Below are 11,527 nucleotides of genomic sequence, written 5' to 3' on the forward strand. Positions count from 1 at the left end.
GAGACCCACCCCCGGGGCTCAGTGGGCGGCATCGAGCTGGGTGGAGCCGCTCTCGTGGGCATGAAGATCCGCCGGATCTGCAGACGGGCTCGCTGCGGTGCTCCACACCGCCCAGGCGATGAACAGCAGCTGGAAGGGGAGTCGGACCCAGGGGTACATACCGCCGGGCTGGCCGTCCACGTCGACCCCGGCGATCGCCACGTAGGCGTTGGCGGGGAAGATCGCGACCAGGTAGGCAGCCAGGACGAGCCCTGCGCGACGCCGCAGCGGGGGGCGGAGCAGCAGGGCCGCGCCGAGCCCGGTCTCGAGCACGCCCGAGACCGCCACCAGCAGCTCCCTGGCGGGAACCCAGGCCGGGAGGTGCTGCAGGAAGGGAGTCGGCATCAGCAGGTGGGTGGCACCGACGACAGCCATGGCCGCCGCCATCCCGATCCGGGCGGCAGCGCGGGCGGAGAAGGTCCTGCGGACCGTGAGGACGAGCGCGGTCAACGTGGTCGCGGCACCGAGGACGATCAGGAAGAGCATGCAGACACCTCTCGCAGATTGGCTAGTGGTACTCGCCAATAATGGAGAGTGCTACTCTCCGTGTCAACTGCAGCCTGGATAGGGGAAGCGTGCGGATTTCCGAGCTCGGACGGGTGACCGGTGTGCCCGTGGCGACCGTGAAGTACTACCTGCGTGAAGGTCTCGTGCACCCGGGACGAGCCACCGGCGCCACTCAGGCCCAGTACGACCAGACCCATGTCGCCCGGCTGCGCCTGGCCCGGGCACTGGTCCAGGTCGGCGGACTGTCCATCGTCTCTGCGCGTGAGGTGATGACCACCCTCGACCAGCCCGAGAAGTCCCTGCACGAGGTGCTCGGGACGGTCCACGACTCCTTGCCGCCCCAGCCCGACCACCCCGGCACCCCGCGAGCACAGTCCTTGGTGGAGGACCTCGGCTGGCAGGTGCGCCCAGAGGCCACCGCACTCCGCCAGCTCGAGCAGGCGCTGAGGGTGCTCGAGGAGGTGGGCGCACCCGCCAGCGAACAAGGTCTGCAGAGCTACGCACGACTCGCCCGCCAGATCGCCGAGCTCGACGTGGCCAGCGTGCCCCGCGCCTCTCCTGACGATGCCGCCACCGCAGTCATCGTCGGGACCGTGCTGTGGGAGCCGTTGCTGCTCGCGCTGCGCAGGCTGGCCCAGGAGGCCGTCTCGGCGGAGAGCCTCGACGGCCACCAGAGCCGACCGGATCAGCCCCGGCCGTGATCCTCCCGACCGCGGCCCTTGTCTCGCTGACGGCACCGATCATCGCTCGATCGCCCGGCTGCTGGGGCTGCGCTGGTCCTGGCGGGGTGGGTGACGGCGTCCTCCAAGCATCGACCACAGTGATGCCCACGCCGTGGCGTCGAGGTCACGAGGCAACCGCTCAGGATGGACACCCGCGAGCCGGAGGGCTCGCTGCACCTGCGCCGGGGAGGCGCTGGTCTCACGCTGCAGGATCTGCCGCAGACCACGCCCACGACCGGTGAACACGGAGTAGACGAACGACTCATACCGCCGCCGATCGCGCCAGGGGACCAGGGGCCGCTCGCGGCGCCGGATCGCCAGGATCCCGCCATCGACGCTCGGCCGCGGGGAGAACGCCGAGGCCGGCACGCGCTGGTGCAGCTCGAACTCAAACCAGGGCACGGCCTGGGCGGTCATCATCGTGCTCCCCCCGACGCCGGCCCGTTTGCGCGCCACCTCCCATTGGGTCAGCAAGATGGCGTGCTTCCACGCAGCTGCGTTGAGCAACCGCCTGAGGATCGGTGTCGTGAGATGAAAGGGGATGTTGCCGACCACCACCTCCGCCTCCAGTGGATGCCGCAGAGCGTCAGCCCGAAGGACGCGCACCCCATGTAGCTCGCGCGTGAGCCTCTGAGCGCGGTGTTCGTCGATCTCGAGGGCTGTCAGGTCGCGGCGCAGGCCGGCGACCGCCCGGGTGAGTGCCCCGTCGCCGGCGCCGATCTCCAGGACCGGCCCATCCGTTCGGTGCACCAGCTCGGTGATGAAGGCGATCGTCGGCGCGTGAGTGAGGAAGTTCTGGCCGAGCTCATGGCGGCCTCCCTGACTCGAACGAGGGAGTTTTCGCGCACGGGTCTCACCCATGGCTGACCACCCCCCCAGGGGCGACGTGGAGCCGCTGCAGCCTCGCATCGCGGGCAGCCCGCTCCCGCCAACGACGGTCGTGGGTGACCGTGATGACTGCGCCCGGGTACTCCTCCAGCGCATCCTCCAGCTGCTCGGTGAGCTCGGGTGAGAGATGGTTGGTGGGCTCGTCGAGCAGAAGCAGATCGCTGTCCACGGAGACGGCCACCGCTACCTCCAGGCGCCGTCGTTGCCCGACCGACAACGCCGACAGCGGACGTCCCAGATCTGCGGCGTCGAACAGGCCGAGTGAGAGGAGGGTCGCAGCAGCGTCCTCGCGGTAGGCCCCCAGCTCTGCGGCGAAGGCGTCGACCAGCGGTCGGCGCGAGCGCGAGGTCAGCTCCTGACGCAGCCAGACCACACGCGCACCGGGACGTCGGAGGACGACCCCTTCGTGCGGGGCCACCTCACCTGCCAGCACCCGCAGCAGCGTGGTCTTCCCCGCGCCGTTCAACCCCTCGACCAGCCACCGGTCACCGTCGCCCACGATCAGCTCCTCGAGGGTGAGGCCGGGACCAAGATCGTCCACGCCCCGCCTCACACCGTTGACCGTCAGGAGCGCCGGCGCTGTGCCCTCCACCCCCGGCGCCTCCTCCTGCCGACGAAACCGCGGGGTGAACCGCAAGGGGTCTGCGGGCTTGGGGGCAGGGTTGGCGCGCAGGGTCGAGACGCGCGACTTGGCCATCTTGATCCGGCTCATCGCCCCGTGATCTCGGCTGCGTGCCCGGAACGAGGCGTGACCGAAGACGGCTAGCTCACGTCGGCGGGGGATGCCTTCCAGGCGGAACGCGTTCGCCTTGACCAGTGCCTCATTGCGCGCAAGGTCCGCCTGCCACGCCCGGTGCAGCTCCAGGGCACGCTGGCGCTCCGCAGCGCGCGCGGTCAGGTAACCGGAGTACCCGTCCCCGTAGCGTCTGATCTTCCCGTTCTCGATGGCGAGGATGTCGCTCGCGAATCGGTCGATGAAGTGCCGGTCGTGGGTGACGACCACCAGTGCGCCCTGGTGGGCCGCCAGGCTCTCCTCCAGCCACTGGATGCCCACCTGGTCCAGGTCGTTGGTCGGCTCATCGAGCAAGAGAAGCTCAGCCTCAGCCGACACCGCCGCCGCCAGAGCAAGCCTCGCCCTCTCACCGCCAGAGAGCTGAGCCACCTTTCGTCGGCGATCGACACCGCCCAGACCCAGCTGGTCCAAGGCGGCGTCGACGCGCAGGTCGACGTGATAGCCGTCGCGTGCCTCGAAACGGTCCAGCGCCTCGTCGTACCGCTCCATGAGCGCATCCCGTTCGGGTGCTCCGGCACCGGCGATGGAGTCAGCCAGCACCTGCAACTCTTTCTCCAGGCCGCGCACATCGGCCAGGAGAAGGTCCAAAGCGTCAGCCACCGTGGTACCGGCAGGGAACGCCGGGTGCTGCTCGGCGATGGCCACACCTCCAGGGAGGTCAACCAGCCGCTCACCGTGAGCCAAGGGGATCGAACCGGCGAGAGCGCCGAGCAGGGTGGACTTGCCGGCGCCGTTGTCGCCGACGACGGCCAGTCGATCAGTGGTGCCGATGACGAAATCGACGCCGCGAAGGACTGTGCGCTCACCGAGGCGCACCATCCCGTCACGTATCAAGCACTGACGTGGGGAGGGTGCGATTGAGCTCAGTCCGGGGTGCGAGGACGCAGCGAAGGAAGGATCGGGGGTCATGGGAGTCTCTTCTCCCCGCGCCGTCGCGACAATGACACGACAGACGCGGACAAGCGCACACAGTGCGCGATGTACGGATGATCCTCGCGGTCGACTAGGAGCCGAGAACGCGCTTAGGACCCACCGCGGAGCAGCTCAACGCGGTGTCCCGTACTAAAGAACCAATGCACCCATGGCGGGCATCGTACAACGACCCACGAGAGGTCCGCCCTGAATAATGAAGAGGCCCGAGCGGTCCGCGACGACCACCAGACGGCAGCGGGTGGTCGACGGGCTGACCGGGGGAGGAGTCGAGCGGGGCACGGCCAGTTGCGGAAGGCGGTCGAGTTACCTGGTAATCGTGTCGATGCCATCGCGACGGCGGTGATCCCGCTGCGCCCGCGGTCCTACCAGCCGAGCGTCGCACCGGCGACGCGGCCGACCCGGGAGGAGGCAGGGGTGCGGTTCACCGACCTGCGCCACTGGGGCGAGCCGTCCCTGGGAGGCCATTTCCCGGCGCTGGAGCAGCCGGAGACCTTCGCCGCCGAGCTGATCGCCTTCTTCGACCTCGTCCGCTGAGCCAACCGGGGCCGCCCGCCCTCCTTCCCCGGGCTCCAGCCCTGCCGCGCCGTGAACCGGTCGACGGGTTGGCCTCCACCATCGCACCGGACGACCTCACCCACCTCGTCACCACCGACGACGCGCCCGCCCCGGTCCTCGACGACGTCCGGGCAACTGGGGTGGAGGTCGTCCAGGCCCGGGGCGGGAGTGCGGCCGCGGAGCTAGCCGGCGATCGTGGCGAGCTCGTCCAGGTCCTCGGGGAAGAGCTCGAGCGCGGCACCGGCGATGTTCTGGTGCAGGTGCGCCACCGAGGACGTGCCGGGGATGAGCAGGATGTTCGGCGAGCGGTGCAGCAGCCAGGCCAGGGCCACCGACATCGGCGTCGAACCGAGCCTCCTCGCCACCGCGGACAGCGCGTCGGACTGCAGCGGGCTGAATCCACCGAGGGGGAAGAACGGGATGTAGGCCACCCCCTCGGCGGCGAGCCGGTCGACGAGGGCGTCGTCGTGACGGACCGCGAGGTTGTACAGGTTCTGCACCGAGACGATCGGCGCGATCGACTGCGCCTCGGCGACCTGCTCGGCGGTGGCGTTGCTGAGGCCGAGGTGGCGGACGACACCTTGCTGCTGCAGGTCGACCAGCGTCTCGAACGCCTCGCCGATGCGCTCGGGGACCGGCCCCGCGGCGTCGCCCAGCCGCAGGTGGACGAGGTCGAGGGTGTCGACCCCGAGCGTCTGCAGGTTGTCCTCGACCTGCTGGCGGATCTCGTCGGGCCGGCGGGCGCTCGGCCACCCGCCCTGGGCGTCTCGGCGTCCGCCGACCTTGGTCGCGACCAGGAGGTCGTCGGGGTAGGGGTGCAGGGCCTCGCGGATCAGCTCGTTGACCACGCGGGGTCCGTACGCCTCGGCGGTGTCGAGGTGGGTGATCCCGCTGGCCACGGCGCTGCGCAGCACCTCGAGCGCGCCGTCGCGGTCCGCCGGCGGGCCCAGGACCCCCGGGCCGGCGAGCTGCATGGCGCCGTAGCCGAAGCGGGTGACGGACCTGTCGCCCAGCGGCCAGGTGCCGCCGGGGAGGTGGAGCTCGGTGCTGGTCACAGTTGTGCCTCCCGGGTCGTCGTCGCGAACGTGTGCGCACCACTGTCGACGACGGACTTACGATAGGGAAGTAGTTACCCATGAGTGCGTAGGTATCGGAGGGGCACGTGGCGACGAGGACTGCTGCGCAGCGGAGGGCTGAGGCCAGGGTCGAGTACAACGCGTTCCTCGCGACGTGCCCGAGCCAGCAGCTGCTGGCCCGGGTGTCGGGGAAGTGGGTGACCCTCGTCCTGTCCGCGCTGGGCAGCGGACCGGACTGCGACGGTGACCCGAGGCCGATGCGCTACTCCGAGCTCGGACGGGTGCTCGCCGGGGTCAGCCCGAAGATGCTGTCGCAGACCCTGAGGTCGCTGGAGCGTGACGGTCTCATCAGCCGCACCGCCGCGGCGACGGTGCCCGTCACGGTGACCTACGAGCTGACCGACCTGGGGCTCTCGCTGCACCAGACGGTGCGACAGCTCAAGCGCTGGTCCGAGAGCCACCAGGACGAGGTCACCGCCCACCGGGCGGCCTTCGACGCTGCGCGCGGCGAGGACCCGGTGCCCAGGGGCGGCGCTCAGCCCGAGGCGGTGCCGTAGCGGCGCCGGAAGCGCTCCACGCGGCCCTCGGCGTCGACGAGGCGGCCGCGACCCGTCCAGAACGGGTGGCTGGCGGTCGAGACGTCGACGTCGTGCACCGGGTACGTCCGGCCGTCCTCCCAGACCACCGTCTCGGTCGGCTGCAAGGTCGAGCGGGTCAGGAAGGCGAACCCGGCCGAGCGGTCGCGGAAGACGACCGGGCCGTAGCTGGGGTGGATGTCCTTCTTCATGGGTGTCTCCTCTCCCGGGCGGTCAGCCCTGCCGCGCCTTGAACCGCGGGTTGCGCTTGTTGATGACGAACGTCCGACCCCGCCGGCGGACGATCTGGGCGCCGGGGATCTTCTTCAGGGCACGGAGCGAGTTGCGGACCTTCACGGAGGTCTCCTTCGGGGTTCGGGTTCGGTGTCGGTGGTGTTCAGGCGGCGGCGCGTCGGATGGCGCCCAGCCAGGGCTCGAAGCCGTCGGAGAAGGCCTCCCAGAGCATCCCCCGGGCCTCGATCTCGTCGTCGTCGAGCAGCAGCCGGTCGAAGTCCTCCCGCAGCCGGCCGATCCGCGCCCGGCTGGGGGTGGTGCCGGTGACCGAGATCCGGGTGAACGGGCGGGTGGAGCCCCACGGTGAGCCGGTGCCGATGCTGAGCTGGCCGCCCGCGCCGTCCCAGACGCCGACGTCCCCGGGCCGGGTCGGCAGCCAGAAGCAGCCGCGGGTCCGCACGCCGGCACTGCCGAGCAGCTCGATCCCCTCCAGCAGCCGCTCGGGGTGGAAGGGCCGCACCGAGGACAGCTCGAGGCTCCAGGTGTGCCGGTTCACCACGAGCGGCACCGTCGGTGGTCGGGTGGGGGAGACCCACGCCTCGGTGCGGGCGTGCTGGTGCAGCCCGTCGAGCAGACCGCGGCCGTCGAGCCGGGAGGTGTCGGTGACGAGCTCGACACCGGGACGGGCCAGCGCCCGCAGCAGGGCCCGGCCCTCGTCGTCGCTGGTCCCCGTCACGGCGAGCAGGTCGGCGTACTCGACCAGGCTGCTGCAGGTCTCGGCGACCCCGCGGTCGTCGTCGGGGGCCGCGTGCAGCCCGCGTTCGCGCAGCAGGTCGTCGCCGAGCAGGTCGGCGGACAGGGTGGTGCCGTCGAGAGCCGTCACCACGGCGCTGATCCGCACGTGCGGTGCGGCGGTCAGCTCCAGCAGGCGGCACACCTGCACCGCCTCCGCGGCCACCGGCAGGTGGGCGACCACCGCCTCCCACCGCCCGTCCGCGCAGAGCCGCTCGAGGGTGGGGATGATGTCCTCGCGCAACGCGCAGCTGACGCAGGCGTGGTCGAGCTGGTGCACCACCTGCTCGACCACCCCGTCGACGTCGCTGACCACCCGGTGCAGCTGCTGGGCCTCGACGTCCAGGTCGTGCCGGACGACGACCGCGCGCGGCAGGTCCCACTGGCAGCCGATGGTGACCGCCGCCATCGCCGTGGCGTCGATCCCGGTGACCAGGACCACCGGCACCGTCCCGACCCGGCTCACCGCTCCCGCACCTCGACCAGGCCCCGCTGGACGGCCTTGACCAGGCGGCGGGGCACCCGGACGACCCGGCCGTCCACGGTCACCGGGACGAGGTCGGGCACGGTCACCCTCCACTGCGCCCGCCGGTGCCGGGTGTTGCTGCGGGACATCCTGCGCTTGGGGACGGCCATCTCTCTCCTCGGTGTCGACGTGCTAAATGAGAATGATTCTCGTATGCTCGAACCACACCGTACACGAGGAGGACCTCTTGTCAGCCACCTGCCAGGTCACCGGGGCCACCCCCGGGTTCGGCCACTCCGTCTCGCACTCCCACCGGCGCACCAGGCGACGCTTCGACGTCAACCTGCAGCGCAAGACCTACTGGGTGCCCAGCCTGGGTCGCCGGGTCACGCTCACCCTCAGCGCCCGCGGGATCAGGACCGTCGACGCCCGCGGGATCGACGCCGTCGTGGCCGACATCCGCGCCCGGGGAGGTCGGCTCTGATGGCCAGGCGCAACGACCTGCGTCCGCTGGTGAAGCTGCGCTCGAGCGCCGGCACCGGCTACACCTACGTCACCCGCAAGAACCGCCGCAACGACCCCGAGCGGCTCACCCTGCGCAAGTTCGACCCGATCGCCCGGCGCCACGTCGAGTTCAAGGAGACCCGCTGATGGCCAAGCGGTCCACGATCGCCGCGAACGAGAAGCGGAAGCGGACGGTCGCCCGCTACGCCGCGCGACGGGCCGAGCTCAAGGCCGAGATCCGGCGTCCCGACGCCACTGCCGAGGAGCGGCTCGCCGCCGTCCGGGCGCTCTCGGCGCTGCCCCGGGACGCCTCGCCGACCCGGGTGCGCAACCGCGACGCCGTCGACGGACGTCCCCGCGGGCACCTGCGGAAGTTCGGGCTCTCCCGGGTGCGGGTGCGGGCGCTGGCCCACCAGGGCGTGCTGCCCGGGGTCACCAAGTCCAGCTGGTGACGACCCGTCAGCGTCCGGTGGACGGGGACGGTGCCGGGAGGGGGACGTCCCGCAGGGCGACCGCGGTCGCGACCGCGGCCTGCGCCGCCTCGAACCCCTTGTCCTCGGCCGAGCCCTCCAGACCGGCCCGGTCGAGCGCCTGCTGCTCGTCGTCGCAGGTGAGGACCCCGAAGCCGACCGGGACCCCGGTGCGCACGGCCACCTCGGTGAGTCCGGTGGTGACGGCCTGGCAGACGTAGTCGAAGTGCGGGGTGCCGCCGCGGATGACGACACCGAGGGCGACGACGGCGTCGTGGTGCGGAGCGAGCCGCGCCGCGGCCACGGAGAGCTCGACGCTGCCCGGGACCTCCACGTACCGCACGTCGCGGACACCCGCTCCGGCCAGTCCGCGGCGGGCGCCGTCGACCAGGCCGGCCATCACGGTGCGGTGCCAGGAGGCGGCGACCAGCGCGACCGAGAGGCCGCTGCCGTCGACGTCGACGGAGGGTGCGCCGTCCTTCATCGTGCACCCCCGCTCGCCAGCGGACGGACTGCCGGCCCCGCCGGCAGCGGGTCGTCCAGCCCCTCGAGGGCTCCGAGCCGGTGCCCCAGGCGGTCGCGCTTGGTGCGCAGGTAGCCGGCGTTGGCCGGGGTGGGCGGGGTGAGCAGCGGCTCGGTGGAGGCGACCTCGACGCCGTGGCGGTGCAGCCCGTCGGCCTTGCGGGGGTTGTTGGTCAGCAGCCGCACCGCACCGACCCCGAGATCGGTGAGGATCGCGGCGCCGGCGCCGTACTCGCGGTCGTCCACGGGCAGGCCGAGGGCGGTCTGCGCCTCGACGGTGTCCGCGCCCCGGTCCTGCACGGCGTAGGCCCGCAGCTTGTCCAGCAGCCCGACCCCGCGCCCCTCGTGGCCGCGGAGGTAGACCACGGCCCCGCCGTCCGCCGCGACGCGGGCGAGCGCGGCCGACAGCTGGGCGCCGCAGTCGCAGCGCTGCGAGCCCAGGACGTCACCGGTCAGGCACTCCGAGTGCAGCCGGACGAGCGGGTGCCCCGTCAGGCCGGCGGGACTGACCAGAGCCAGGTGGTCGGCGCCGGTGAGGAGGTCGCGGTAGCCGACGGCGGTGAAGGTGCCGTGCTCGGTGGGGATCGTGGTCTCGGTGACGCGGCGCACCCGGTCGTGCACCGCCCGCCACCGGACCAGCTCCTCGATCGAGAGCAGCGGGAGGTCGTGCTCGGCGGCCAGCCGGACGAGCCCGGGGGAGCGCATCATCGTCCCGTCGTCCTCGACCAGCTCGGCGATCGCCGCCACCGGCTGCAGGCCGGCGAGCCGGCACAGGTCGACGGCGGCCTCGGTGTGCCCGGGTCGTTCCAGCACCCCGCCGGGACGCGCCCGCAGCGGCACGACGTGCCCGGGGCGGATGAGGTCGTCGGCCGTGGTCGCGGGGTCGGCGAGGGTGCGGACGGTGTGCGCGCGGTCGGCGGCGCTGATGCCGGTGCCGATCCCGGTGCGGGCGTCGACGGTCACGGTGTAGGCGGTGCGCAGCGGGTCGCCGCTGTCGGTGACCATCAGCGGCAGCTGCAGCGCGTCGGCCCGTTCCTCCGGCATCGGGGCACACAGGTAGCCCGAGGAGTGGCGGATCGTCCAGGCCATCCACCCGGCGTCCACCGTCTCCGCGGCCAGCACCACATCACCCTCGTCCTCGCGGTCGGCGGGGTCGGTGACCAGCACCGGACGGCCGGCCCGCAGCGCGGCCAGGGCCTCCTCGACGCTCCACCGCCGGGACGCCGGGAGCGTCGGGGCGCTCACCGCAGGCCCCCGGTCGTCGCCGCGGCGCCGCTGGTCTCGAGCAGCCGCTCGACGTACTTGGCGATGACGTCGACCTCGAGGTTGACCAGGTCCCCGGGCTGCTTGGTGCCGAGCGTGGTCAGGGCCAGGGTGGTGGGGATCAGCGAGACCTCGAAGACGTCGGCGCCCACCGCCGAGACCGTCAGGGAGACGCCGTCGACGGTGATGGAGCCCTTCTCGACCACGTAGCGCGCCAGCGAGGCGGGCAGCCCGATCCGGACGACCTCCCAGCCGGGGTGCGGCGTCCGGGCGAGGATCGCGGCGGCGCCGTCGACGTGACCCTGCACGATGTGGCCGCCGAACCGGTCGGTGGCGGCCATCGCGCGCTCGAGGTTGACCCGGTGCCCGACCGCCAGCGCGCCCAGGCTGCTGCGCCGCAGCGTCTCGGCCATCACGTCGAAGGTGATGATCTCGCCCTCCCGGCCGGTGACGGTGAGGCAGACGCCGTTGACGGCGACCGAGGTGCCGTGCACGGCGTCTGCCCCGGCCCTGGGGCCACGCACGGCCAGGACGGCCGAATCACCCTGCCGGCGCAGGTCGACGACCTCGCCCAGCTCTTCCACGATCCCGGTGAACACGATCACGAACCTCTTTCGTCGGTGGGGGTGGCTCGGACCCGCAGGTCGGGACCGAGGGTGGTGACCTCGTTCAGACGCAGCCGCAGCGCCTGCCCGAGGGTGGTGGTGCCGAGGTCGGCGACGGCCGGTGCGCCGCCGCCGAGCAGGGTGGGAGCCAGGTAGGCCACCACCTCGTCGACCAGGCGCTCGGCCAGGAAGGCGGCGGCGAGGGTCGGCCCGCCCTCGAGCCAGACCCGGCGGATGCCGCGGTCGGACAGCTGGCCCAGGACCGCCGCGGGGTCGCGGCTGCGGACGTGCCAGGTCTCGGCCGCCGTGTCGAGGACGCGGGCGCCAGGCGGCAGGTCCCGCTCGCCCATGACGACCCGGAGCGGTTGCCGGCCCGCGGGCGTGCCGTCGGGGCCGCGCACCGTCAGCCGCGGGTCGTCGGCCAGCACGGTGCCGGTGCCCACCAGGACGGCTCCCGCCTCGGCGCGGAGCCGGTGCACGTCCGCCCGGGCCTCCGGTCCGGTGATCCACCGGCTGCTCCCGTCCGCCGCCGCGGACCGGCCGTCGAGGGTGGCCGCGAACTTCCACACCACCCGTGGCCGGC

Annotated in this window: 17 protein-coding genes; 5 read left to right on the forward strand and 12 right to left on the reverse strand. The window is 72.4% G+C overall.

Going from position 1 to position 11,527, the window contains the following annotated elements; genetic code table 11:
- Positions 1-18: 18 nt before the first annotated feature.
- Positions 19-525: a DoxX family protein gene (locus tag DVA66_RS02855; RefSeq protein ID WP_114558688.1), complete on the reverse strand. Its 507-nt coding sequence runs from the start codon at positions 523-525 to the stop codon at positions 19-21.
- 89 nt (positions 526-614) lie between these two features.
- On the opposite strand from DVA66_RS02855, the gene DVA66_RS02860 reads away from it, so the two are divergent.
- Positions 615-1,247 (forward strand): MerR family transcriptional regulator, encoded by a 633-nt coding sequence (locus DVA66_RS02860; protein ID WP_157973799.1) that lies wholly within the window; start codon positions 615-617, stop codon positions 1,245-1,247.
- A gap of 39 nt (positions 1,248-1,286) precedes the next feature.
- Here the strand turns inward: DVA66_RS02860 and erm are convergent, their stop codons facing one another.
- From erm to DVA66_RS02875, 3 genes are all read right to left on the reverse strand, one after another.
- Positions 1,287-2,129, reverse strand: coding sequence for a 23S ribosomal RNA methyltransferase Erm (gene erm / locus DVA66_RS02865; protein ID WP_114558690.1), 843 nt, complete (start codon positions 2,127-2,129; stop codon positions 1,287-1,289).
- Complete coding sequence (locus tag DVA66_RS02870) at positions 2,122-3,768, reverse strand: ABC-F family ATP-binding cassette domain-containing protein (protein WP_114558691.1); 1,647 nt, start codon at positions 3,766-3,768, stop codon at positions 2,122-2,124. Before DVA66_RS02870 ends, erm begins: the two co-directional genes overlap by 8 nt.
- Before the next feature lie 851 nt (positions 3,769-4,619).
- Entirely contained in the window at positions 4,620-5,492 is an 873-nt protein-coding gene (locus DVA66_RS02875) for an oxidoreductase (protein WP_114558692.1), read from the reverse strand.
- A 107-nt stretch (positions 5,493-5,599) separates the two neighbouring features.
- Between DVA66_RS02875 and DVA66_RS02880 the strand changes: the two genes are divergently transcribed.
- Positions 5,600-6,070 (forward strand): winged helix-turn-helix transcriptional regulator, encoded by a 471-nt coding sequence (locus DVA66_RS02880; RefSeq protein ID WP_114558693.1) that lies wholly within the window; start codon positions 5,600-5,602, stop codon positions 6,068-6,070.
- Here DVA66_RS02880 and DVA66_RS02885 read toward each other — a convergent pair.
- From DVA66_RS02885 to rpmF, 4 genes are read right to left on the reverse strand one after another with little or no spacing between them, the layout of a single operon-like run.
- Entirely contained in the window at positions 6,049-6,300 is a 252-nt protein-coding gene (locus DVA66_RS02885) for a type B 50S ribosomal protein L31 (RefSeq protein ID WP_114558694.1), read from the reverse strand. The genes DVA66_RS02880 and DVA66_RS02885 overlap by 22 nt on opposite strands.
- Before the next feature lie 22 nt (positions 6,301-6,322).
- Positions 6,323-6,445, reverse strand: coding sequence for a type B 50S ribosomal protein L36 (gene ykgO / locus DVA66_RS02890; protein ID WP_114127897.1), 123 nt, complete (start codon positions 6,443-6,445; stop codon positions 6,323-6,325).
- A 40-nt stretch (positions 6,446-6,485) separates the two neighbouring features.
- Positions 6,486-7,580 (reverse strand): GTP-binding protein, encoded by a 1,095-nt coding sequence (locus DVA66_RS02895; protein ID WP_232821717.1) that lies wholly within the window; start codon positions 7,578-7,580, stop codon positions 6,486-6,488.
- The gene (gene rpmF / locus DVA66_RS02900) at positions 7,577-7,750 is read right to left on the reverse strand and encodes a 50S ribosomal protein L32 (protein WP_114558695.1); all 174 of its coding nucleotides are present in this window, start codon (positions 7,748-7,750) and stop codon (positions 7,577-7,579) included. Before rpmF ends, DVA66_RS02895 begins: the two co-directional genes overlap by 4 nt.
- 77 nt (positions 7,751-7,827) lie before the next feature.
- On the opposite strand from rpmF, the gene rpmB reads away from it, so the two are divergent.
- From rpmB to rpsN, 3 genes are read left to right on the forward strand one after another with little or no spacing between them, the layout of a single operon-like run.
- Positions 7,828-8,064 carry a 50S ribosomal protein L28 gene (rpmB, locus tag DVA66_RS02905; RefSeq protein ID WP_114558696.1) on the forward strand — a complete coding sequence of 79 codons (237 nt, stop codon included), beginning with the start codon at positions 7,828-7,830 and terminating at the stop codon, positions 8,062-8,064.
- Positions 8,064-8,231: a 50S ribosomal protein L33 gene (rpmG, locus tag DVA66_RS02910; protein ID WP_114127900.1), complete on the forward strand. Its 168-nt coding sequence runs from the start codon at positions 8,064-8,066 to the stop codon at positions 8,229-8,231. The genes rpmB and rpmG overlap by 1 nt, the downstream gene beginning before the upstream one ends.
- Positions 8,231-8,536: a 30S ribosomal protein S14 gene (gene rpsN / locus DVA66_RS02915; protein WP_114558697.1), complete on the forward strand. Its 306-nt coding sequence runs from the start codon at positions 8,231-8,233 to the stop codon at positions 8,534-8,536. Before rpmG ends, rpsN begins: the two co-directional genes overlap by 1 nt.
- Positions 8,537-8,543: 7 nt before the next feature.
- Here the strand turns inward: rpsN and ribH are convergent, their stop codons facing one another.
- The 4 genes from ribH to DVA66_RS02935 all read right to left on the reverse strand — a co-directional run.
- Positions 8,544-9,038 carry a 6,7-dimethyl-8-ribityllumazine synthase gene (ribH, locus tag DVA66_RS02920; RefSeq protein WP_114558698.1) on the reverse strand — a complete coding sequence of 165 codons (495 nt, stop codon included), beginning with the start codon at positions 9,036-9,038 and terminating at the stop codon, positions 8,544-8,546.
- Positions 9,035-10,321, reverse strand: a complete 1,287-nt coding sequence (gene ribB / locus DVA66_RS02925; protein ID WP_114558699.1) for a 3,4-dihydroxy-2-butanone-4-phosphate synthase — start codon at positions 10,319-10,321, stop codon at positions 9,035-9,037. The genes ribH and ribB overlap by 4 nt, the downstream gene beginning before the upstream one ends.
- Positions 10,318-10,938, reverse strand: coding sequence for a riboflavin synthase (locus tag DVA66_RS02930; protein ID WP_114558703.1), 621 nt, complete (start codon positions 10,936-10,938; stop codon positions 10,318-10,320). Before DVA66_RS02930 ends, ribB begins: the two co-directional genes overlap by 4 nt.
- Before the next feature lie 2 nt (positions 10,939-10,940).
- Positions 10,941-11,527 (reverse strand): RibD family protein (locus DVA66_RS02935; RefSeq protein ID WP_198671425.1); only part of this gene is annotated, 587 nt, incomplete at its 5' end.

Source organism: Desertihabitans aurantiacus (assembly GCF_003344635.1).
Classification (GTDB): domain Bacteria; phylum Actinomycetota; class Actinomycetes; order Propionibacteriales; family Propionibacteriaceae; genus Desertihabitans; species Desertihabitans aurantiacus.

Excerpts from the sequence above, each read along its gene's own strand:
- rpsN (WP_114558697.1), top strand. The coding sequence starts at position 8,231 with ATGGCCAAGCGGTCCACGATCGCCGCGAACGAGAAGCGGAAGCGGACG.
- rpmF (WP_114558695.1), bottom strand. The coding sequence starts at position 7,750 with ATGGCCGTCCCCAAGCGCAGGATGTCCCGCAGCAACACCCGGCACCGG.
- ribH (WP_114558698.1), bottom strand. The coding sequence starts at position 9,038 with ATGAAGGACGGCGCACCCTCCGTCGACGTCGACGGCAGCGGCCTCTCG.
- rpmG (WP_114127900.1), top strand. The coding sequence starts at position 8,064 with ATGGCCAGGCGCAACGACCTGCGTCCGCTGGTGAAGCTGCGCTCGAGC.
- DVA66_RS02870 (WP_114558691.1), bottom strand. The coding sequence starts at position 3,768 with ATGGTGCGCCTCGGTGAGCGCACAGTCCTTCGCGGCGTCGATTTCGTC.
- erm (WP_114558690.1), bottom strand. The coding sequence starts at position 2,129 with ATGGGTGAGACCCGTGCGCGAAAACTCCCTCGTTCGAGTCAGGGAGGC.
- DVA66_RS02885 (WP_114558694.1), bottom strand. The coding sequence starts at position 6,300 with ATGAAGAAGGACATCCACCCCAGCTACGGCCCGGTCGTCTTCCGCGAC.
- DVA66_RS02855 (WP_114558688.1), bottom strand. The coding sequence starts at position 525 with ATGCTCTTCCTGATCGTCCTCGGTGCCGCGACCACGTTGACCGCGCTC.